Annotated in this window: 18 protein-coding genes and 7 tRNA genes; 22 read left to right on the top strand and 3 right to left on the bottom strand. The window is 57.7% G+C overall.

The window, feature by feature from the left end:
* Positions 1 to 11 precede the first annotated feature (11 nt).
* The 16 genes from phbB (J0L98_RS03075) (at position 12) to J0L98_RS03000 (ending at position 10,608) form a co-directional block, all read left to right on the top strand.
* Positions 12 to 752, top strand: coding sequence for an acetoacetyl-CoA reductase (gene phbB / locus J0L98_RS03075; RefSeq protein ID WP_296409996.1), 741 nt, complete (start codon positions 12 to 14; stop codon positions 750 to 752).
* Between the two features lie 41 nt (positions 753 to 793).
* Complete coding sequence (gene phbB / locus J0L98_RS03070) at positions 794 to 1,534, top strand: acetoacetyl-CoA reductase (RefSeq protein WP_296409994.1); 741 nt, start codon at positions 794 to 796, stop codon at positions 1,532 to 1,534.
* 248 nt (positions 1,535 to 1,782) lie between these two features.
* Entirely contained in the window at positions 1,783 to 2,388 is a 606-nt protein-coding gene (gene phaR, locus J0L98_RS03065; protein WP_296409992.1) for a polyhydroxyalkanoate synthesis repressor PhaR, read from the top strand.
* A gap of 58 nt (positions 2,389 to 2,446) precedes the next feature.
* Positions 2,447 to 3,772, top strand: a complete 1,326-nt coding sequence (gene rimO / locus J0L98_RS03060; RefSeq protein ID WP_296409990.1) for a 30S ribosomal protein S12 methylthiotransferase RimO — start codon at positions 2,447 to 2,449, stop codon at positions 3,770 to 3,772.
* A 286-nt stretch (positions 3,773 to 4,058) separates the two neighbouring features.
* Positions 4,059 to 4,976: a patatin-like phospholipase family protein gene (locus tag J0L98_RS03055; RefSeq protein WP_296409988.1), complete on the top strand. Its 918-nt coding sequence runs from the start codon at positions 4,059 to 4,061 to the stop codon at positions 4,974 to 4,976.
* Positions 4,977 to 5,177: 201 nt separating this feature from the next.
* Entirely contained in the window at positions 5,178 to 6,605 is a 1,428-nt protein-coding gene (locus J0L98_RS03050; RefSeq protein WP_296409986.1) for an FAD-binding oxidoreductase, read from the top strand.
* Between the two features lie 245 nt (positions 6,606 to 6,850).
* A complete protein-coding gene (locus tag J0L98_RS03045) occupies positions 6,851 to 7,672 on the top strand; it encodes a PEP-CTERM sorting domain-containing protein (protein WP_296409984.1) in 822 nt (273 codons plus the stop codon).
* 254 nt (positions 7,673 to 7,926) lie between these two features.
* Positions 7,927 to 8,002, top strand: a tRNA-Ala gene (locus J0L98_RS03040).
* A 16-nt stretch (positions 8,003 to 8,018) separates the two neighbouring features.
* Positions 8,019 to 8,094 (top strand) — tRNA-Glu (locus J0L98_RS03035).
* 66 nt (positions 8,095 to 8,160) lie between these two features.
* Positions 8,161 to 8,237: transfer RNA gene (locus tag J0L98_RS03030), tRNA-Asp, on the top strand.
* 45 nt (positions 8,238 to 8,282) lie between these two features.
* Positions 8,283 to 8,358 (top strand) — tRNA-Glu (locus tag J0L98_RS03025).
* 47 nt (positions 8,359 to 8,405) lie between these two features.
* Positions 8,406 to 8,481: transfer RNA gene (locus tag J0L98_RS03020), tRNA-Ala, on the top strand.
* 16 nt (positions 8,482 to 8,497) lie between these two features.
* A tRNA-Glu gene (locus tag J0L98_RS03015) sits at positions 8,498 to 8,573 on the top strand.
* Between the two features lie 63 nt (positions 8,574 to 8,636).
* A tRNA-Asp gene (locus J0L98_RS03010) sits at positions 8,637 to 8,713 on the top strand.
* Positions 8,714 to 8,898: 185 nt separating this feature from the next.
* On the top strand, positions 8,899 to 9,336 hold the full coding sequence (locus J0L98_RS03005) for a low molecular weight protein-tyrosine-phosphatase (RefSeq protein ID WP_296409982.1): 438 nt from the start codon (positions 8,899 to 8,901) through the stop codon (positions 9,334 to 9,336).
* Positions 9,337 to 9,501: 165 nt separating this feature from the next.
* Positions 9,502 to 10,608 carry an NDP-sugar synthase gene (locus J0L98_RS03000; RefSeq protein WP_296409981.1) on the top strand — a complete coding sequence of 369 codons (1,107 nt, stop codon included), beginning with the start codon at positions 9,502 to 9,504 and terminating at the stop codon, positions 10,606 to 10,608.
* 510 nt (positions 10,609 to 11,118) lie between these two features.
* Here the strand turns inward: J0L98_RS03000 and J0L98_RS02995 are convergent.
* From J0L98_RS02995 to J0L98_RS02985, 3 genes are all read right to left on the bottom strand, one after another.
* Positions 11,119 to 11,499 carry a VapC toxin family PIN domain ribonuclease gene (locus J0L98_RS02995; protein WP_296409980.1) on the bottom strand — a complete coding sequence of 127 codons (381 nt, stop codon included), beginning with the start codon at positions 11,497 to 11,499 and terminating at the stop codon, positions 11,119 to 11,121.
* Entirely contained in the window at positions 11,496 to 11,699 is a 204-nt protein-coding gene (locus J0L98_RS02990) for a type II toxin-antitoxin system VapB family antitoxin (RefSeq protein ID WP_296409979.1), read from the bottom strand. Before J0L98_RS02990 ends, J0L98_RS02995 begins: the two co-directional genes overlap by 4 nt.
* A gap of 504 nt (positions 11,700 to 12,203) precedes the next feature.
* Positions 12,204 to 13,598, bottom strand: a complete 1,395-nt coding sequence (locus tag J0L98_RS02985; RefSeq protein WP_296409978.1) for an undecaprenyl-phosphate glucose phosphotransferase — start codon at positions 13,596 to 13,598, stop codon at positions 12,204 to 12,206.
* A gap of 401 nt (positions 13,599 to 13,999) precedes the next feature.
* Between J0L98_RS02985 and J0L98_RS02980 the strand changes: the two genes are divergently transcribed.
* The 6 genes from J0L98_RS02980 (at position 14,000) to J0L98_RS02955 (ending at position 21,948) form a co-directional block, all read left to right on the top strand.
* Positions 14,000 to 14,338 carry a hypothetical protein gene (locus J0L98_RS02980; RefSeq protein ID WP_296409976.1) on the top strand — a complete coding sequence of 113 codons (339 nt, stop codon included), beginning with the start codon at positions 14,000 to 14,002 and terminating at the stop codon, positions 14,336 to 14,338.
* Between the two features lie 355 nt (positions 14,339 to 14,693).
* Positions 14,694 to 15,905 (top strand): polysaccharide export protein, encoded by a 1,212-nt coding sequence (locus tag J0L98_RS02975; protein ID WP_296409975.1) that lies wholly within the window; start codon positions 14,694 to 14,696, stop codon positions 15,903 to 15,905.
* A gap of 48 nt (positions 15,906 to 15,953) precedes the next feature.
* Complete coding sequence (locus J0L98_RS02970) at positions 15,954 to 18,182, top strand: polysaccharide biosynthesis tyrosine autokinase (protein ID WP_296409974.1); 2,229 nt, start codon at positions 15,954 to 15,956, stop codon at positions 18,180 to 18,182.
* Between the two features lie 249 nt (positions 18,183 to 18,431).
* Complete coding sequence (locus J0L98_RS02965; protein ID WP_296409973.1) at positions 18,432 to 19,124, top strand: acylneuraminate cytidylyltransferase family protein; 693 nt, start codon at positions 18,432 to 18,434, stop codon at positions 19,122 to 19,124.
* A gap of 1 nt (position 19,125) precedes the next feature.
* Entirely contained in the window at positions 19,126 to 21,372 is a 2,247-nt protein-coding gene (locus J0L98_RS02960) for an N-acetylneuraminate synthase family protein (RefSeq protein ID WP_296409972.1), read from the top strand.
* A gap of 81 nt (positions 21,373 to 21,453) precedes the next feature.
* Positions 21,454 to 21,948, top strand: a complete 495-nt coding sequence (locus J0L98_RS02955) for an acyltransferase (RefSeq protein ID WP_296409971.1) — start codon at positions 21,454 to 21,456, stop codon at positions 21,946 to 21,948.
* The last annotated feature ends 18 nt before the right edge of the window (positions 21,949 to 21,966 follow it).

The raw sequence follows: 21,966 nt of genomic DNA, 5'->3' as shown, positions 1-21,966 counted from the left end.
GAGGGAGAATCATGGCACGTGTAGCACTGGTAACCGGAGGTATGGGCGGTCTCGGCGAGTCCATCTGCATCAAGCTGGCGGCGCTCGGCTACAAGGTCGTCACCACCCACTCGCCCGGCAACCAAAAAGCCGCCGAATGGCTGCAGACCATGAACAACATGGGTTATGGCTTCAAGGCCTATCCCTGCGATGTGGGTGATTTTGACTCAGCCAAAGCCTGCGTCGAGCAGGTTACCGCCGAGATCGGCCCCGTCGACGTTCTGGTCAACAACGCGGGCATCACCCGCGACATGACCTTCAAGCGCATGACCAAGGCCGACTGGGACGCCGTCATGCATACCAACCTCGACAGTGTCTTCAACATGACCAAGCAGGTCATGGACGGCATGGTCGAGCGCAAATGGGGGCGCGTCATCAACGTGTCCTCCCTCAACGGCATCAAGGGTGCTTTTGGTCAAACCAACTATGCCGCCGCCAAGGCGGGCATGCACGGTTTCACCAAGTCCCTGGCCCTCGAAGTCGCCAAGTCCGGTGTCACGGTCAACACCATCTCCCCGGGTTACATCGGCACCAAGATGGTCCTCGCCATTCCGCAGGAAGTCCTTGAAAGCAAGATCCTGCCCCAGATTCCGATGAGCCGCCTCGGCAAGCCGGAAGAAATCGCCGGTCTGATCGCCTACCTCTCTTCCGACGAGGCAGCCTTCGTGACCGGCGCCAACATCTCTATCAACGGCGGTCAGCATATGTTCTAATCGCCACTCTCTCTCTGGCACTGCAACAAAAGGAAAGTGAAATGACTCAACGCATCGCTCTTGTTACTGGCGCAGTTGGTGGTCTCGGCACTGCGATCTGCAAATCCCTCGCCGCCGCAGGTGTCCGCGTGGTGGGCAACTTCTTCCCGGGCGATCCCGCCAAGGACGCATGGGTTGAGGCCCGCAAGGCGGAAGGCCTCGACATCCCGCTGTACGGGTTCGACGTCTCCGACTACGAGCAGTGCAAGGCGGCCGTTGAGGCCATCGCCACCGAAGTCGGCCCCATCGACATCCTGGTGAACAACGCCGGCATCACCCGCGACAAATTCTTCCCGAAGATGGAAAAGGGTCAGTGGGACGCGGTCATTGCGACCAACCTCACCAGCCTGTTCAACGTCACCCACTCCATCTCCCCCAAGATGGCAGAGCGTGGCTTTGGCCGCATCATCAACATCTCCTCGGTGAACGGCGTCAAGGGCCAGGCCGGCCAGACCAACTACTCCGCCGCCAAGGCCGGTGTCATCGGCTTCACCAAGGCCCTGGCTGCCGAGCTGGCCACCAAGGGCGTTACCTGTAACGCCATTGCCCCGGGCTACATCGGCACCGACATGGTCATGGCCATCAAGGAAGAAGTCCGCAACGCCATCATCGACACCGTGCCCGTCAAGCGCCTTGGCAAGCCGGAAGAAATCGGTGCTGCTGTGGTCTACCTGGCTTCCGATCTGGCTGGCTACGTCACTGGCGCCACCCTGAACGTGAACGGCGGTCTGTACTACCAGTAATACGCTGTCGCAGTATGCATCGCGCAAAACCCCGCTTCGGCGGGGTTTTGTTTTTTTGCGCGGGCAGGCGCGGCACGTGACCCGGGCCTTGTCCGGACGACCGCAATCGCCCTCCTGAATCAGTGCCCGCGACACATGCATCATCGTGCAACACCCATCACGGTAAACCCGCAGCGGGGCAGGGTTTTTTTTTGCGCACCGCAGTATAATCGGCAATGGCGAATTTCATCGCCGAGGAGAAGACACGAATGGCCGATCAGATTCGCCTGATAAAAAAGTACCCGAACCGCCGCCTTTACGACACCCAGACTAGCTCCTACATCACGCTCGCAGACGTGAAGGAACTCGTCCTTGAACACGGTATCTTCCAGGTTGTTGACGCCAAAAGCGGCGAAGACCTGACCCGCAACATCCTGCTGCAGATCATCCTCGAAGAGGAAGCCGGTGGCGCCCCCATGTTCACCAGCGACCTTCTTTCCCAGATGATCCGCTTCTATGGCAATGCCATGCAGGGCATGATGGGCAAGTATCTCGAGAACAACATCAAGGCCTTCACCGACATGCAGGCCAAGCTCCAGGAGCAAGTCCGCTCGGTGTATGGCGAAAACGCCACCGTCAATCAAGACCTCTGGGCCCAGTTTCTGAACTTCCAGGGGCCGGCCATGCAGAGCATGATGGGTGCCTACATGGAGCAGAGCAAGAAGATGTATGCCCAGATGCAGGAGCAACTGGACAGCCAGACCCGCAACCTCTTCTCCGGCTTCCCCTTCCCCGGCTTCCCCTCCGGCCTTGCCGGTGACAAGAGTGCCGCACCGGCGCCCGACGCCGCTCCGCCGGCCACTCCCAAGAAATAAAAAACGGGGCCGCGCAATCGACGCGGCCCCTGCACTTCATCCCCACAGGTTTTTACGCATGACCCAATCCAAGCTCGCCGCCCCCAAGGTGGGGTTCGTTTCGCTCGGGTGCCCCAAGGCATTGGTGGACTCCGAGCACATCCTTACCCGCCTGCGGGCCGAAGGCTACGAGATATCCCCCTCCTATGAAGGCTCCGACCTGGTGGTGATCAACACCTGCGGCTTCATCGATTCCGCGGTGGAAGAGTCCCTCGACGCCATCGGCGAAGCCCTCGCCGAGAACGGCAAGGTCATCGTCACGGGCTGCCTGGGTGCCAAGGACGACGTCGTCCTGGCGGCTCACCCGCAAGTGCTCGCCGTCACCGGCCCCCATGCCACCGAAGAGGTCATGCACGAGGTGCACAAGCACCTGCCCAAGCCCCACGACCCCTTCATCGACCTGATCCCGCCCCAGGGCATCAAGCTCACCCCCGATCACTACGCCTACCTCAAGATTTCCGAAGGCTGCAACCACCGCTGTACCTTCTGCATCATCCCGTCCCTGCGCGGCGACTTGGTCAGCCGGCCCATCGGCGATGTCATGCGCGAGGCCGAAAACCTCGTCAATGCCGGCGTCAAGGAGCTCCTCGTCGTCTCCCAGGACACCTCCGCCTACGGCGTCGACACCAAGTACCGCACCGGCTTCTGGGGCGGCAAGCCCATGCGCACCAAGCTCTACGACCTGTGCAACGCCCTTGGCGAGCTGGGTGTATGGGTGCGCCTGCACTACGTCTATCCCTACCCCAGCGTGGACGACATCATCCCGCTGATGGCCGAAGGCAAGGTCCTGCCCTACCTCGACGTGCCCTTCCAGCACGCCAGCCCCCGCATCCTCAAGGCCATGAAGCGCCCGGCCAGCGCCGAGAACAACCTTGAGCGCGTGCGTCGCTGGCGCGAGATCTGCCCCGACCTCACCATCCGCTCCACCTTCATCACCGGCTTTCCTGGCGAGACCGACGCCGAGTTCGAAGAACTTCTCCAGTTCCTCGAAGAAGCCAAGCTCGACCGCGTGGGCGCCTTTGCCTACTCGCCGGTTGAAGGTGCCGCCGCCAACGAACTGCCCGGAGCCGTTCCCGACGAAATCCGCGAAGAGCGTCGCCAGCAGCTCATGGAATTCCAGGAAGACATCTCCACCGAACGCCTCGAACGCTTCATCGGCCGCGAGATGACCGTGCTGGTGGACGAGATCGACGACGACGGCGCCTTGGCCCGCTCGCCCGGCGACGCCCCCGACATCGATGGCCTCGTCATCATCCCGGCCGGCGAGCACCTCGAACCCGGCGAATTCGCCCGCGTCCGCATCACCGACTGCGATGTGCACGACCTCTACGCCGAGCCGCTTTAAGCGCGGATGCCTGAAGCAGGCGAAAGCCAGGGATTCCCGCCCCGTAGGGGCGACTTCAGTCACTCGCGGACTCCGATCAACGGACGCCGCCTGGTATTACGTGCGGATCAGCTGTAGGGGCGACTTCAGTCGCCCACGGACTCCGATCAAGGGTATGTCCGTGATCAACGCGTGTTGGGCGACTGAAGTCGCCCCTACAGCCCCTACAATTCGCCTCTGCATTTTGCCCCCGGGGCGGCGCGTCAAATCGAGGCTCCCGGAATGAATTCGATCCCACGGTAAAGCCATGACCCGCCGCAAACGCCCCCCTCGCATCGGCATCGCCCTTGGCAGCGGTTCCGCCCGCGGGTGGGCGCATATCGGTGTGCTGCGGGCGCTGGCGCGGGAGGGCATCGAGCCACAGATCATCAGCGGTTGCTCCATCGGCGCCTTCGTCGGCGCCGTCGCCGCAGCCGGCGACACCGAAAAGCTCGGCGCCTGGGTCGAAACCCTGGGCTGGCAGGACGTGGTCGGCCTGATGGACATGGGCCTGCGCGGCGGCCTGCTCAAGGGCGACAAGCTCATGGCCTTCTTCGAACGCCAGTTCGTCGACCGCGACTTCACCGCCTTGCCCCACACCTTCGGCTGTGTCGCCACGGATCTCCACAGCGGCCACGAAGTCTGGCTGCGGGACGGCAGTGTCTCCAGTGCCGTGCGCGCCTCCATCGCCTTGCCCGGCCTCATGGCCCCAACGTGGCAGGATGGACGTCTGCTCGTGGATGGCGGCCTGGTCAACCCGGTACCCGTCTCCCTGGCCCGTGCCATGGGTGCCGATGTCGTCATCGCCGTCGAGCTCAACTCAGATGCCGTTGGTTGGGCCTGGCGCAACCGCCACCCGGTCGAAGCCGCTGCCGAAGCCCCCGGCGGGTGGTCGCGCAAGCTGCTCTCCCGCTTCGGCATCAATGGCAAACAGGCCGCCGATGTGGAGGAGGGCGCCGACGAAAGCCTGCCCTCCATGCTCAGCGTCATGCAAAGCAGCATCGCCATCATGTCCGTCCGCATCGCCCGCAGCCGCCTGGCGGGTGAGCCCGCCGACGTCCTCATCTCACCGCGCCTTGCCCAGCTCGGGCTCATGGACTTCCACCGCGGCGCCGAAGCCATCGCCGAAGGCGAAGCCGCCGTCGAGCTCGCCCTACCCGCCATCGCCCGGGCGCTCGGCCGCTAGGCGGCGCCTGTAGGGGCGACCTGTAGGGGCGACTTCAGTCGCCCACGGACTTTGATTAACGGTCTGGCTGTGATCGACGCGTGGATGGGCGACTGAAGTCGCCCCTACGAGTCGCCCCGACACCTCGACCCCACAAACGCAGCCGTGCCCCGCGTTTTCCTGTAGGGTCGAATTCATTCGACCCCATCACTGCAGTCCACCATGACGCCGCTCTTCGACACCCTCCGTACCCTCGTCGGCTCCGCCCACTGCCTCACCGACCCATCCGCCACTTCGCCCTACCTCACCGATTGGCGGGGCCGCTACACCGGTACCGCGCTGGCTGTCGTCCTGCCCGCCGACACGGCCCAGGTGGCTGCCGTGGTGCAGGCCTGCGCGGCCGTCGGTGTGCCGATCGTGCCCCAGGGGGGTAACACCGGCCTGTGCGGCGGCGCCACGCCCCTGGCGGACGGCAAGGCGGTCGTCGTCAATCTCTCCCGCCTGCGCAAGATCCGCAGCGTCGACCCCGCCAACAACGCCATCACCGTCGACGCCGGTGTCACCCTGGCCGACGTTCAGGCCGCCGCCGACGGGGCAGGGCGCCTGTTCCCCCTGTCCCTCGCCAGCGAAGGTAGCTGCGAGGTCGGCGGCGTCATCTCCACCAATGCGGGCGGCGTGCAGGTGCTGCGCTACGGCAACACCCGCGAGCTGGTCCTCGGCCTCGAAGTCGTCCTGCCTGATGGCCAGATCTGGAACGGCCTGCGCGCCCTGCGCAAGGACAACACCGGCTACGACCTCAAACACCTCTTCATCGGCGCCGAAGGCACCCTCGGCATCATCACCGCCGCCACCCTCAAGCTCTTCGCCAAACCGCGCCAGACCGTCACCGCCTGGCTCGCCGTGGCCAGCCCCGCCGCCGCGGTCGAACTGCTCTCCCGCCTGCGCAGTGTGGCGGGCGACCGGGTCACCGCCTTCGAACTCATCAGCCGCCCGTCCCTCGACCTCGTCCTGCAGCACATCCCCGGCGCCCGCGATCCGCTGTCCCAGGCGCACCCCTGGTATGTGCTCGTCGAACTCACCGACACCCTCATCAGTGTCGACCTCGCCGCCGTCCTCGAAGCCGAACTCGCCACCGCCATCGGCGACGGTGCCGTCCTCGATGGCACCGTCGCCGCCAGCCAGGCCCAGGCCACCGCCCTGTGGAGCCTGCGCGAGAACATCTCCGAAGCCCAGAAGCGCGAAGGTGTCAGCATCAAGCACGACATCGCCGTGCCCGTCAGTGCCATTCCCGAATTCCTCGACCGCGCCGGCGCCGCCCTGGAAGCCTGCTACCCCGGCCTGCGTATCGTCGCCTTCGGGCACGTGGGCGACGGCAACCTCCACTACAACCAGTCCCGCCCTCGCCACGACGAAAACGCGGCCTTCATCGCCCGCACCGAAGAGGTGGGGCGCGTGGTGCATGATCTGGTGCATGAACTGGGCGGCTCCATCTCTGCCGAGCACGGCATCGGTCAGCTCAAACGGGCGCTGCTTCCTGCCTACAAACCCGCCGTCGAGCTGGAACTCATGCACCGCATCAAGTACGCGCTCGACCCCCGAGGCCTGATGAACCCGGGCAAGGTTCTGCAGGGGAGAAGGGCGGCAGATTGAGCCCAGTTTGGGTTCGATGTCCGTAGCCTGCGGGTCTGTGTCGGCAAATTTTACAATCACACGTACCAGCGTTTTGTCAGAAACAATAAACCCATGAATTAATGTGATATTTCGCTTTCGGCACGCTTATTGCTCTTTTTTCGGCACATCGCCTTAAAGGGCCTGCCCAAAAAATCAGCGATTCATCTGATCAGGGTCGGCACGTAAAGATCTGAAATCCGTTTGACCTGTATTGGAGAGACCTCATGAAGAAATTCGCTGTAGCCGCTACCGTCGCGGCCCTCGCCACCGCCAGCTCGGCCTCTTTCGCTGCCGGCTACGCCACCACCTTCGCCGGCCTGACCGGTGATTTCGTAATCTCCGACTTCGGCATCAACACCGCCGGCCCCACGCTCCCTGATCCTTCCAATAACCAGTTCAAGGTCACCCTGACCAACGTTGATGGCAAGGTCACCATCCAGGTGCCGCCCGCCGGCAACTACAACATCTACGCCCTTGCCGGCACCTCCTCCCTGATCGACTACGACGGCATCGCCGGTCCTGATCTGGGCGCCGTGTACCCCACCACCACCAAGGTCGGCGGTGGCAACGTGGCGGTCACCAACACCACCAGCAGCCTGGTTGAGTTCGACTTCAACGGCGTCGGCGCCACCACCCTGAAGCTGGATGGCGTTCTGCAGTCCATCCCCTACACCACCGGCGCGATCACCATCAGCGGTGCGGGCGCCACGTCCCTGTTCGGCACCCTGCTGGGCCTGGGCTCCTTCCTCGTCAATCCGGTTTCCGGCACGGTTGATGTGTCCTACAAGCTGTTCCAAGACTCCATCGAAATCCTGATCGACGAAACCAACCTCGTTGGTGGCAGCTTCGAAGACGCACTGCTGGCCCTCGACAACCTGCCGGCGGTCAATCCGTTCGGTCTGCCTGCTGGCAACCGCAACGCCGTCATTGATGGCACCTTCGCCGCCAATGGTGTTCTCTTCACCGTTCCGGAACCCGCCACCCTTGGCATGCTCGGCCTCGGCCTGGCTGGCCTGGCGGCTGCCCGTCGTCGCAAGGCTGCCTGATCGTAGCTTGCTTCGTGCAGGTCAAAACGGCGGCGCAAGCCGCCGTTTTCATTTCTGCCGGGTGATCGCACCAAACGCCCCGGGGGCGATTTCTGTCGCCCCTGGGCGGCAACTTGTCGTTTCTGCCTTGCTTCACAAAACCGGGCGCAATTCCATCTATAGTGAAGATCGCAAGCACGCATCTTCAAGGTGTTTGGCGCAAAAAGTGGTTTACAAAGCACAGTTCGACACCTATAATGCGGTCTTCGTTGGACGGGGGTATAGCTCAGCTGGGAGAGCGCTTGCATGGCATGCAAGAGGTCAGCGGTTCGATCCCGCTTACCTCCACCAACAAAAGCAATACCGGGTCCCCATCGTCTAGAGGCCTAGGACACCGCCCTTTCACGGCGATAACCGGGGTTCGAATCCCCGTGGGGACGCCAAAATTCAAGTCCTGCGGCAGCATGGCAGGCGCATTTAGCTGAAGCAAGCTGAATGGCTGGGTAAATGGAGTGGTAGTTCAGTTGGTTAGAATACCGGCCTGTCACGCCGGGGGTCGCGGGTTCGAGTCCCGTCCACTCCGCCAACGTTTTGCATAAGGGGCCTTGGCCCCTTTGTTGTCGGTCAGCAGGTCCCCATCGTCTAGAGGCCTAGGACACCGCCCTTTCACGGCGATAACCGGGGTTCGAATCCCCGTGGGGACGCCAAGAAAGGCAGGTTCCAGGGTAGGGGCCTGAGCAGTTGGCAGTATCGTGGGGGTATAGCTCAGCTGGGAGAGCGCTTGCATGGCATGCAAGAGGTCATCGGTTCGATCCCGTTTACCTCCACCACAAAATTCAGTGTCAAGTCCCCATCGTCTAGAGGCCTAGGACACCGCCCTTTCACGGCGATAACCGGGGTTCGAATCCCCGTGGGGACGCCAGGATGCAAAGTCCTGCAGCATTAGTGCAGGCGATTCAGTCAAGCACTGAAGTCATCAGTAAATGGAGTGGTAGTTCAGTTGGTTAGAATACCGGCCTGTCACGCCGGGGGTCGCGGGTTCGAGTCCCGTCCACTCCGCCAACATCTCGAAGCCTTTGATGGGCTCGAAAAATACAAAAGCCGCCCTTGGGCGGCTTTTGTATTTTGGCCCGTTTATCCCTCACGGGCCGCACCCGCCAAGTCGGGCCGCAATGTGCACTATGCATTTCTTGCGGGGGTGGTATCGGCGTAAAATCACGGCCTTCCTTCCAGGCTTTTCACTACTCGTGTTCCAGAAAATCCTCACAGTCTGCACGGGCAACATCTGCCGCAGCCCGGTTGCCGAATACCTGTTGCGGCACGAACTCACTGCTGCGGGGCGTGCCATCGAGGTGCAGTCGGCCGGCATTGGCGCCCTGGTGAATCACCCTGCCGATGATGCGGCCCTGGCCTTCACCGATCAGCTCGGCGTCTCCATGGCTCCGCACCATGCCCGCCAGATCGCCCAAAGCCATACCCGTTGGGCCGATCTCATCCTCGTCATGCAAAAGCACCACCTGGACTACGTCGTCGCCCTCGACCCCACCGCCCGCGGCAAAACCTTCCTGCTTGGCCATTGGAGCAAGCAGGAGGTTCCCGACCCCTATCAACGGGGCAGCGGTGCCCATCTTGCCGCCTACAACCTCGTCGCCGCAGAAGTCAAAACCTGGGCAAGCCGTGTTTGATTTCACGAGAACGTCATGAAACATCGCCAAGCATCGGCGAATTCCTTCGAGCAAACTGGTAGAATTCATTGTAAATAACTGTGGCGTCAACCGGCTCGCGTCTTGCGCCGGCTCGCGGCGGGCGCAACAGCGATGCAACGTATGCAACTACCGGAGAGCTCCATCGTGGCAAAGGCAATGATCCTGGCGGCTGGCCAGGGAACGCGGGTCAGACCCCTCACCAAGAACGTACCCAAGCCCATGGTGCCCATCCTCGGCAAGCCGGTGATGGAATACCTCGTTGAGCATCTCGCCCGTTTTGGCATCAAAGAGATCATGATCAACGTGGCCTACAACCACTACAAGATCGAGAACTACTTTGGCGACGGGCACCGCTGGGGCGTCACCATCGGCTACTCCTACGAAGGTGTCCGTGATCACGGCGAGATCGTTCCCAAGCCCGTGGGCTCCGCCGGCGGCATGCGCAAGATCCAGGATTTCAGCGGTTTCTTCGACGAAACAACGCTGGTCATCTGCGGCGACGCCATCATCGATCTCGACATCGGGGCGGCCCTCCACGAGCACCGCGCCAAGCAAGCGGTCGCCAGCGTCGTCACCCTCGAAGTTCCCCAGGATCAAGTCAAGAACTACGGCATCGTCGTTACCGACTCCAACGGCCGCATCAAGTCCTTCCAGGAAAAGCCCTCCCCCGAAGAGGCCAAGTCCAACCTGGCCAGCACCGGCATCTACATCTTCGAGCCCTCCGTGCTCGACCTCGTGCCCTCCGGCCAAACCTTCGACATCGGCAGCGAGCTCTTCCCCATGCTGGTTGAAAAGGAGCTTCCCTTCTTTGCCCAAAAGCGCTTCTTCAACTGGATCGACATCGGCCGCTTGAGCGACTACTGGTCGGTGCTCATGCGCGTGCTCAATGGCGAAGTCGCCCAGATGGACATGCCCGGCAAAGAGATCCGCCCCGGCGTCTGGGTCGGCCCCAACACCTCCATCGCCTGGGACAGCGTCCAGATCGTCGGCCCCGTGTACATCGGCTCCAGCGTGCGCATCGAGCCGGGCGCATCCATCATCGGCCCCACCTGGATCGGTCACGGCAGTCACATCAAGTCCCGGGCGCGGGTTGAGCGCAGCATTCTGTTTGAATACACCCGCATCGCCCTCGGCCAGAGCTTCTCCGAGATGATCGTCTCACCCCAGTACTGCGTAAATCGCAGTGGCGACGCCTACTACGTCGGCGACGACGAATGCCCCCTCCGCTGGGGCGACGCCCGCGGCGGCTGATTCAACCTGCGGATGTAGGGTTTATCCTGCTTTCCTCGGTTGTCCTCCCCGAACCAGACGCAAACCCAATGCTGACGCGGGTTTTCCCGCCACTCGCGGTATCACCCGACGGGTGAAGCAGAAGGGGTTTGTGGGAGGCTCAGAAGGCGGCTGGAGGGACTGTAGGGGCGACTTCAGTCGCCCGCGGACTGCGATCAAGGGCGTGCCTGTGATCAACGCGCGGATGGGCGACTGAAGTCGCCCCTGCAAATCGCTCGTACAGGAGAGACCGTATCGACCGTCAGACGACGCGTCAAACGGAGAAAATTAAGGTTTATTCGACCATCCCCAACGAGCGGCTTTCCGTTGGGGGCCTGCGATGTTGAACGCTTGTCGAGTCGGCAAAGAAAGGTCGTGCTGGTCGCCACAAACGATCAGCACGTTCCATACCCGTGCTCCATGGCGACAACGGTGCGACGCTCAAGGCCACCGCAAGGTGCTGGCGATGCCTAACGGGCGCGGGATTGCCCGTTAATGCAGAGCCGGCTGGTACATCACACCGAAACGCTCCGCCAATACAGACAAGCGCTTATCCAAGGTCCACAATTCCGCGCCCGCGGTCATCATGGTCGATGCCAGTAGCTGCAGATCCACCAGGCCGTACCCTACCCCGAACACGCGCTCTCGTTCGACGAATGCCATAACCTCCCGCACGCTTGCCTGTTGCGTCTGCTGCAGCTTTTCGAGATCAGATAAGGTCTGAACGCGACTGGGCGGTGTTCCACACGCGATTTCCCCCAGGACCATCGGGTGCATCATCACAAGATCAAACGCCAGCAGTTGAATCAACGCGTCATTGCAATTTCGAAAGTGATCGACCCACACCGAGGTATCAACGAGAACCCCTTTCATCCTTGCGCATCCTCGCGGCGGCGTGAAATTTCCGGCATGTCAGGCATGGCCCCGCCAAGGGAGGCAAGGCGTTTGGCTGCCTGGATTCGTATAAAGGTTTTAATGGCCTCACGGAACAGGTCTGCCTTGTCCATGCCTGGATCGGCAACTTCCAGTGCCTGTTCGTACAGGGCATCATCAATGGTCACCGTGGTTCTCATATACGCCCCGCGTCATCAAAGCAGGTTCAATTTTGCATCAACTGAGATGCTCGCACAATGGAAGATGGCTGTTCAAAAATCGCCGCGAGGATCGGCCACGGCGGTCACATCAAGTCCCGCTCGCGGGTTGAGCGAAGCAATCTTTTTGAATACACCCGCATCGCCTTCGGCCGGATCTTCACCGGGAAGATCGTCTCACCCTAGTACAGCGTAAATCGCAGTGGCGACGCTTACTACGTCGGCGACGCCCGCGGCGGCAGATTCAACCTACTTTCCTCGGTTTTCCTCCCCAAACAAGACGCAAACCCAATGCTGAAGAGGGTTTGGCGGTATCACCCGACGGGTGAAGCTGAAGGGGTTCGTGGGAGGCTCAGACGGCGGCTTGAGGGACTGTAGGGGCGACTTCAGTCGCCCGCGGACTTCGATTAGCGGCATGCCTGTGATCGACGCGCGGATCGGCGACTGAAGCCACCCCAGCAAGTCGCGCGCACAAGCAACCCACGCTCAATAGGCGTTCTTGTCCTTGAACACCACCGCCACGGTCTTGAAGATGATCCACAGATCAAACCCCAGCGACCAATTGCGCAGGTACTCCAGGTCGTACTCGATACGCTTCTCCATCTTGTCCACCGTATCGGTCTCGCCCCGGTAGCCGCTCACCTGGGCCCAGCCAGTGATGCCCGGCTTGACCTTGTGGCGGATCATGTAGCCCTTCACGATCTTGCGATACGTCTCGTTGTGGGCCACCGCGTGGGGCCGAGGCCCAACAATGCTCATCCGCCCCTGCAGCACGTTGATGAACTGCGGCAGTTCATCCAGCGACGTCTTGCGGATGAAGGCCCCAAAGGGCGTAATCCGCGCATCGTTCTTGGTGGCCTGCTTTACCACGTTGCCATTGTCGGTCGTGGTCATCGAGCGAAACTTGTAAACCAGGATTTCCTGGCCATCCAGCCCGTAACGGCGCTGCTTGAAAATCACCGGCCCCGGTGACGAGAGCTTGACCCCAATGGCCAGCACCAACATGACGGGCAGCAACAAGACCAGCAATATGGCCGAAATCACGATATCCGATGCCCGCTTGATCAAACCCCTCAGCCCGGTGAAGGGTGTCTCGCACACCGCAACCACGGGCGTGCTGCCAACGCTGTGCATCTGCCCTTGGATCAGATCGGTCACAAAGATATCCGGCACAAAAAAGATCGACGCCGTGGTGTCTTTGAGATCGTCCAGCAAGGAGAGAATGCGTGGCTGGGTTGCCATCGGCACCGCCAGGTAGATCTGATCAATGCGGTTCAACTTAACAAAGTCTGGCAGCTCGGTCATCGTGCCCAGGGTGGGCAAACCATCCGTATCGGGCAGGCGCTCCAGATTGCGGTCATCAAAAAAGCCCACCACGCGGCAGCCCAGGTAGGGGTTTTGCTTGAATTGCCGCGCGAGGCTCAGGCCCACGTCATTCACGCCGGCCACAATCGCCGTGCGTTGGCGGGTGGTGGCCGTAAGGGCGCGCAGCACCACCACCCGCGCCACGAAATGCGCCGCCACCATGGCCAGGGGCGCAAGCACCACCCACGACAACACCACCGTGCGCGGAAAATGCCGTACATAGCCGCTGGCAATCCCGAAGCCACCCAACACGGCCACCAGCAGCAGCCAGTTGGTCCCGATCTTTCGGATCACGCGCCGAGGTTGCTCGTGAAACCCCGCGTTGCCCGGAAACAGCAAGCCGAAGGCCATCACCGCCAGGAGGATGTAATGCGGCCCACCCAGCGGGTCGAGCAACAGCACGCAGCCGGCCAGAGAGAGCATCGCCACAACGGGGTCGAGCAAGGCCTCAAGGGCCGAGGTCAGCGAGTAGCTCGGCCGTAGAAAGCTGCGATGGTTGTCAAGCGAACTGAACATATGAGATCCGTTGTTGCACTGCAATGCCGCGGCGCGGCAAGACCATGTTGAAATGTCGGATACGATCCGTCGTGGTGCGGCAAACCGCACAGCATCTTCGGCAAAATCGTGATAAATGCCAAAAACGTTTTATATACAATAACATGCAGAAGTCTACCGCAAATCTTCCACCTGCTCAAAAGACCTTGCATCCAGCTTGCGCCCCTTTTGGGTGCTGAGTGTGTCGGCAAATTTTACAGTTGCCCCAGAATGTTGCGCTGCAGTGTCTCGGTCATTCTGAAAATGCTACACCGCAACATGATGAATTATTGTGACTTTGGTTATGCAGCGGCCCATGCCAAATGCAGCCGGCGTGGTTTTTGCTTGTTGCTTAAGCATCAACTATCACTGGTCATGCCATCATGCGCAAACTCATTGTTTCGTGCCTGGCCTCGGCGGCGGTCTCCCTGGCCGGGGCAGCAAGTGCCAACGTAGGCAACGCTGGCAGCGGGGGTGCCCTCAGCATGGCGCCCGATGCCCTCGGCAACACACCGGTAAGCATGCAAGTGCCCAGCGTGCAGGCCATGTTCCCTGCTACCGCAGCCCGCGTCGGCCTTCCGGGCGGGGCTGTCCACCTGCCATCCGCGGGCGTGCCGGAGGCCTGGGGCGTCGGCCCGGGCGAGCAAGGCAGCACCGAATCCATGTTGCTGGCCGGGGCGCTGTTGGTGGTGGCCCTGATCATCCGGCGCATCTCGGGTTAGGGCGCTGGGGCTGGGCAAAGCGTTTGGCCCGCCTGCTGACAATCCCCTCTTCGCCAACTTTGCAACATTCCGTATCTTTTTGTTTTACCGGGGCGTGAACTTGTTCGGTCGAGGTAATGAAAGCTGCGTGTTAACATTACAAGCGCAAACTTTCGATTCGTCCTCGCGCCTGCCTTGATGTGGGGCACGGAACAGAGACGCTCCGGTGCTGGCATGCCGGAGCCTTCATCAACAACACGGGGTTTCGGTTTTGCAGCAAACAACGGCGCCACCCGCTGCGCACTACGCGCAAGCCGGGGTTAAGGGCAAAAGCCCCGCCAGTGCTGCTAGGCCATACCCCAAAGAACATCGGATCATGATGGCCTACCGAGACGCTCAAACCTTCCGCACCGCTTCCCGGCCGCGCCTGCGTGGCCTTGCCTTGGCCACCCTGGCCGCCTGCCTCAGCTCTGCCTGTGCGCTGGTGCCGGGCGACAAGGCCTATTCCCTGCGCGACAGCCAGTCGGCCGTCAAGCTGCCCGTCAAGCAGGGCGAAGAGACGGTGCCCGACAACGTCAAAATCCGCCCCATCACCGCCGAGCTGATCATCGAGCAGCTTGCCGCCGCCAAGCCGCCGCGCCAAAACCTTGCCCAAGACAGCTTCACCAAGCCCGCCGCCCCCACCAAACCTGCCAACGTGGCCACCCCGGTGGACTACAAGGTCGGCCCCGGCGATGTGCTTACCATCATCGTATGGGATCACCCCGAACTCACCACCCCGGCCGGTCAATACCGGTCTGCGGAGCAGGCCGGCACTGTGGTGGCCGAAGACGGCACTATTTACTACCCCTACGTGGGTACCCTGCAGGTGGCCGGCAAAACCACCCGCCAGATCCGCGAGCTGCTCAGCACCCGCCTGTCCAAGTACATCGAAAAGGTGCAATTGGACGTGCGCATGGCCGCCTTCCGCAGCAAGCGCGTGTATGTAGTGGGCGAGGTGGCCAAGCCCGGCCTGCAAGACGTCACCGACATTCCCATGACGGTGCTTGAGGCCGTAAACCGCGCTGGCGGCTTTAGCCCTGAGGCAGATCACAGCCGTGTACTGCTCACCCGCAAGGGCGTCACCTACCGGGTGGACATCCAGTCCATGTACGAAGACGGCGCCACCGAGCAAAACGCCCTGCTGGAGCCCGGCGACATCCTCAACGTCTCAGATCGCAGCTTCAACAAGATCTTTGTGCTGGGCGAGGTGCAAAAGCCCGGCTCCCTGGTCATGACCAAAAAGCGCTCCACCCTGGCTGAGGCGCTTGCCGATACGGGCTACATCTCCCAAGAGAAGTCCAATCCCAAGTGGATCTACGTGATGCGCGGCGAAAGCGAAACTCCAGAGCTCTTCCACCTGGATGGTTCCTCGCCTGACTCCATGCTGCTGGCCGACCGCTTCCCCCTGCGCCCCCGTGACATCGTTTATGTGGATGCGGCCGACGTGGTGCGCTGGAATCGCGTGGTTTCCAACATCCTGCCCACTGCCCAGACCCTCTGGCAGTTGAGCGGAACCAAGTATCCGCTGTTTGGCGGCCGCAACTGATCGCGCGCTCCTACGCTCCTCAGAATTAGAAGACAGAACGGACAGCTCATGGAACAACAAAATCTTAGCTCTGAAGCCCGTAGTACAGATGATCAAGAAGATAGTGGATTGGCACTCGGTGAAGCTATCTCAGTTCTGATTGACTACCGTTGGCTGATTGCTGTCGTTACACTACTGGGCGTGCTTCTCGGTGCAGCTTGGACATTTATCGCTCGGCCCGAATATAAGGCTAGTGGCTTGATTCAGGTAGAAGAAAAAGCCTCCGCCGCTCTTAGTGGTCTAAAGGAGCTGGGTTCTCTCATGGGGTTGGCGGGTGATACCACCGTAGCCGCAGAGCAAGAGATCCTCAACTCTCGCATGATCCTAGATAAAGTAATCGAGAAGCAGCGGCTCAACATTCTGGCTGAACCTCGCTACTTCCCATTAATCGGACGAGCGGTTGTGAATAGCCTGTACAACAAGGAGCAGGGGGTGGCAGCCCCCCTTCTGGGGCTCAACAGCTTTGCTTGGGGAGGAGAGACCATTAAGGTCGATTCGCTTTCAGTCCCAAGGGATATGCTTGATGAAAAGCTCACATTAATATCGTTGGAGAACGGTGCATTTGAGATTTTCGATGCAGATGATGTTTCAGTTATTAAGGGTGTTGTCGGCAAGCGCGCGACTGCTGGCAACTACTCTATATTCGTATCTGATTTAAATAGTCGTCCAGGGACACAGTTTAGAATAATTCGTTACTCGTCTGATCAGGCTTTGGAGGACTTGAGTAAGAAGTACGTGGTTAAAGAGCGGGGGAAGAAGTCTGGAATTCTTGATATCAGCCTTCAAGGTAAGGATCCAAATAAAATCGGCATTGTGCTGGACGATATACTCAACACGTATGTCCGTCAAAATGTGGATCGTCGTTCTGCAGAGGCGGAAAGTACCTTGGCCTTTTTGGAAAGGCAGCTTCCCGAGATAAAGCGCCAGATGGACGTAGCGGAGGCTGCGTACAACAGTTACAGGCAGACAAGAGGGTCGCTGGATCTGAACATCGAAACTCAAAGCGTGCTGCAATCACTCGTCGAAGTGGACAATCAAATTGTCGCACTGCGCCAAGAACGAGATGAACTTAGGCAGTACTTTACCCAGGAACATCCTCGCATCCAAGCCGCTAACGCTCGCATCGAGCAACTCAAGCAGCGACGGGCTCAATTTGACTCTTCAGTAGCAAAGCTGCCGGATACTCAGCAGGAGGTTCTGCGCTTGGCGCGAGATGTCGAGGTCAATACGGCTCTGTATACAAATTTGGTGAATACTGCGCAGCAACTACGAGTGAGCAAGGCTGGCACCGTAGGGGACGTACGAATCATTGATCCTGCAGCTGTTTCAAGCCAACCAGTCGGCCTAAAGCCAATTGTCATTCTGGCGATAGGCGGAGTTTTGGGGGGTGTGGTCAGTCTTGTTATTGTTTGGCTGCTGCGTACCCTAAGAGTCGTTATTGAAAGTCCCGATGAAATTGAGTCCCGCCTTGGACTGCCTGTTTATGCATCTATACCGCATAGTGAAGAAGAGGTTGAATTGGCTAAGCGGAATAAGGGGGCTAAATCAGGCGAATTGCTGGCAGTCACCAATCCAGACGACGATGCGATTGAGAGTTTGCGTAGCCTGCGGACTACTATTCATTTTGCTTTGCTGGATGCGCAGAGGAATTCATTGTTGATCACAGGTCCCAGTCCAGGGCTTGGAAAAAGTTTTATTTCAAAAAACTTAGGTGCAGTACTAGCCCAAACGGGAAAGCGTGTAGTGATTGTGGATGCCGATCTAAGGCGTGGTCACATCAATAAGGAGTTTGGCCTAAAGCGTGAAAGTGGGATTTCGGAGTTTGTTGCAGGCGAGGTCAAGGTCGATGACATCGTTAAACCAACAGCCGTTCCAAACCTTTGGATAGTAACAACTGGCCAAATTCCACCTAATCCCTCTGAGTTGTTGATGCACCTGAGGTTTGAGGAGCTACTCGAAAAGCTGGGCGAGCGTTTCGATACGTTAATCGTGGATGCTCCTCCAATTCTGGCGGTGTCTGATGCTGCAATTATCGGACGAAATGTTGGGGCGACGCTTATGGTTGCCCGAGCAGGCCAGCATCCGCCACGCGAACTGGAACAGGCGGTGAAGCGGTTGCGTCAAGCAGGCGTTTTTGTAAAAGGATTTGTGTTCAATGACCTTGATATGGAGCGCCAACGCTATAAATATGGCTACAGGGGATACGTTTACAAGTACTCTTATTCGACGAAGAAATAAGTCCTGGTTCAAGATTATTTCGGAAAAGTTACTATACCGTCTCGGCCCGCAGCTCAGGATAACGTTGGATATATGTGCCAAGTTCGATTCATAAAAGTCGATGCGAGTGCCAAAAGGGGGCTGCCCATCAAGGTTGATAAATTGTCCATCCGTATAAATTTTCTTGTGTCTTGGTGAAAGTAATTGTCGATGTGTGATGACGTCATCCAAGATTAGGATTTGACGCTAGCTTGGTCAGTAGGAGGCAACGTGAAGAATTTGGTGGTCATTCCCGCAAGAGGTGGCTCAAAGGGCATTCCGAGGAAAAACGTTAAAGATATCGGAGGGAAGCCGCTAATTGCATGGTCTATAGAGCACGCAATCTCTGCTAAGTGTGTTGACAGAGTCGTCGTAAGTACAGATTGCCCGGAAATAGCAGAAATCGCGAAAGCCTATGGGGCCGAAGTCCCATTTATGAGGCCTGCAGATCTTGCCAACGATCGCGCCCCTACGGAGCCAAGTCTTATTCATGCACTAGACTTTCTTCGTGAAAAGGATAGGTATCACCCAGACAACGTAGTTTTATTGCAGGCTACGTCTCCAGTTCGCGCATGTGATGCGATAGATAACGCTTTTCAGGAGTTTTCAAACAGAAATGCGGACTCTCTTGTCAGCGTGTGCGAGATGTGGAATTTCCTTTGGAAGGATTTAGACTCCCCTAAGGCGCTCTATGATTTTCAAAATCGCCCGCGTCGCCAAGACATCGAAAAGAAAGACGTTAAATTTAAAGAGAATGGCTCTATATATATATCCAAGTCAAATGGCTTGGTTAGAGAAAAGAATAGACTCTTTGGAAAGGTTGCGATGTACGTAATGAGTGAGGAAGAGAGTTTTGAAATTGATACCGAACTCGACTGGGTAATAGTTGAAACCATTTTGAAGAGTTTCTCAAGCGGAGTCTGAAATGATTGTTGTGAAAAAGTTGGTTGATTTTCTGGTTTTTGATACTGAGTCAATAATCAAGGCGCTTGAGAAGATCAATAACAATAAGAAAAGAATTGTCTTTGTTGTTGACGAAAGTGGATGTCTTCAAGGTGCAGTCTCGGACGGAGATTTTCGGCGCTGGCTGACCTCAACAAGTGATTTTGATCTTGGTGTGAGTGTTGCCGAGATTATGAATAAGGGCGTACGTTCCGCTCCTGTCTCATCTCAGCGAATTGAGATTGAGGCGATGTTTGGGACAGCTGTTGACGCAGTTCCTTTGCTAGATAGTTCCCAGCGTTTAGTTGCAATTGCATTTAAGACCCAAAAAGGGTTTGCTATAGGCGGGAACGTAATTGAAGCAGAGGGGCCTGCTTACCTGATTGCCGAGATAGGAAACAATCATAATGGTGATATCACGCTTGCCAAGCGGCTTGTGGACTTGGCTGTTGAGGCAGGCGCAGATTGTGTCAAGTTCCAAATGCGTGATTTGGGGAGCCTATACAAGGGCGGTGGAGGTAAGGATAGCTCTGCTGATCTTGGCGCTCAATACACCATTGATCTGCTGAATAAGTTCCAGCTCTCAAACGATGAGCTATTTGAAGTATTTGATCACTGCAAGGAAAAGGGACTCACTCCCTTGTGCACTCCATGGGATCTGAACAGTCTTCGAGCACTGGAAGAATATGGCATGGAGGCCTATAAGGTTGCGTCGGCCGACTTTACTAACCACGAGTTACTTGATGCCCTAGCCGCAACAGGGAAGCCATTGATCTGCTCAACCGGCATGTGTACAGAGAGTGAGATAAAGGCCTCTGTTGCTTTTCTCAGATCAAGAGGGGCCGATTTTGTCCTGCTTCACTGTAATTCCACATATCCAACACCTTTCAAAGATGTGAATCTTGCTTATATAAAGCGCCTGCAGGAGATCGCTGGCGGAGTAGTCGGATATTCCGGACATGAGAGGGGCATTTCCGTTCCAGTGGCTGCCGTTGCATTAGGCGCTAAAGTAATCGAAAAGCATTTCACGGTCGATAAGGGAATGGAGGGTAACGATCATAAGGTATCATTGTTGCCAGATGAGTTTGCAGATATGGTGCGGCAGATTCGTGAGGTAGAGGAGGCAATGGGGGGCGCTCGTGAAAGATCTCTCACTCAAGGTGAAATGATTAATCGAGAGACGCTGGCAAAGAGCTTGGTAATTGCATGTGATGCACCATCTGGAACCGTCATCACGCGCGATATGGTCTTAGTAAAGAGCCCTGGCCAAGGGCTGCAGCCGATGTATTTGGATCAGTTGGTTGGGCTGAGAACGAAACGTGATTTTCGGGCCGGAGAGTATTTCTACGAGTCGGATCTGAAAGCAGACTCTGTTGACGCTAGAGCTTATGTGTTTAGTCGCCCGTTTGGAATTCCCGTTAGATATCACGACTACGGGAAGCTTGCGCCGCTGTCAAACCTGGATTTTGTAGAGTTTCACCTGAGCTATCAGGATATGGACTTGAAGTTGGAAGACTTCTTTACGGGTGTTCAGCCAATCGGTTTTGCGGTTCACTCGCCGGAACTTTTTGCCGGCGATCACATTCTTGATCTTGCGTCGACTGACGATGAATATCTTGATAGGTCAATTCGCGAGCTAAATAAAGTTTGTGACGTGACGCGGAGTCTCAAAGCGCATTTTCCGAGAACTGAGTGCCCTGTTATTGTTGTGAATGCAGGCGGATTTAACTCCACCGGCTTTCTTCCAAAAGATCAACGCCCTCAGATGTATGAAAGAGTCGCTGCAGCGCTCAAGGAAGTAAATCAGGACGGTGTTGAGATAATAATACAGACAATGCCCCCATTTCCTTGGCACTTTGGCGGACAAAGTTACCATAATTTGTTTATTGACCCGAACGAAATTGCAGAGTTCTGCGAAAGATATAATTTCAGAATTTGCTATGACGTATCGCATTCAATGATGGCATGCAATTATTACCATTGGGATCTTCATGATTTCACGCTTAAGGTAGGAAAGTATATCGCGCACATGCACATTGTTGATGCTTTGGGCGTAGACGGCGAAGGTGTTCAGATAGGCCAGGGCGATGTGGACTTCACCCAACTTGCATCAGATCTGAGCGGCTGCGCTAGTGGCGTTCAGTTTATTCCAGAGGTCTGGCAAGGGCATAAAAATAGCGGCGAAGGATTTTGGAACGCGTTGGATTTTCTTGAGCGATTTAAGCTCTGATTTGAGTTTGGCGGAAGTGCTGTGAGTCGCCCAAGATCATGGGCGACTTATAGTGCGGATATGAATTACGAGCTTTGTCTCATGGACTACCTCAAAAGAAAATTGGAGCAACTCGCCGCGCTACCTTGGAATGTATATAACTTGCAATTTCATAAAAATTTCGGGAAATTTTCGAAAATAAACGGAAAGTGCAAGCTAACCAAAAAGACGTTCCTTGGGAGAAACTGTCACTTTAATGGGATTGAGATTGAGGGGCGTGGTGTCGTGAGAATTGGTAATAATTTTCACTCAGGTAAAGAGTGTTTAATTATAACTGATGTTCATGACTATGATCACGGAGATGCACTGCCATATGGGAAGGGATATCTCGTACGAAACGTATTGATTGGTGACAATGTTTGGCTCGGTTCCAGAGTCATTATTCTTGGCGGTGTGACAATAGGTGATAGTGCTATCGTTCAAGCAGGTGCCGTTGTGACAAAAGATGTTGAGCCGCTTGCAATTGTGGGAGGCTCCCCGGCCAGGAAGTTTAAGGAACGTGATGCTGGTCACTATTACAGCATTCTGAGATCGTAATGCCTCAAAATAACTAAA

Origin of the sequence: Zoogloea sp., assembly GCF_017302315.1 — a bacterium.
Taxonomy (GTDB): Bacteria; Pseudomonadota; Gammaproteobacteria; order Burkholderiales; family Rhodocyclaceae; genus Zoogloea.
The sequence above is the reverse complement of the archived record's forward strand: the minus strand, read 5'-3'. Positions and strand labels throughout refer to the sequence as shown.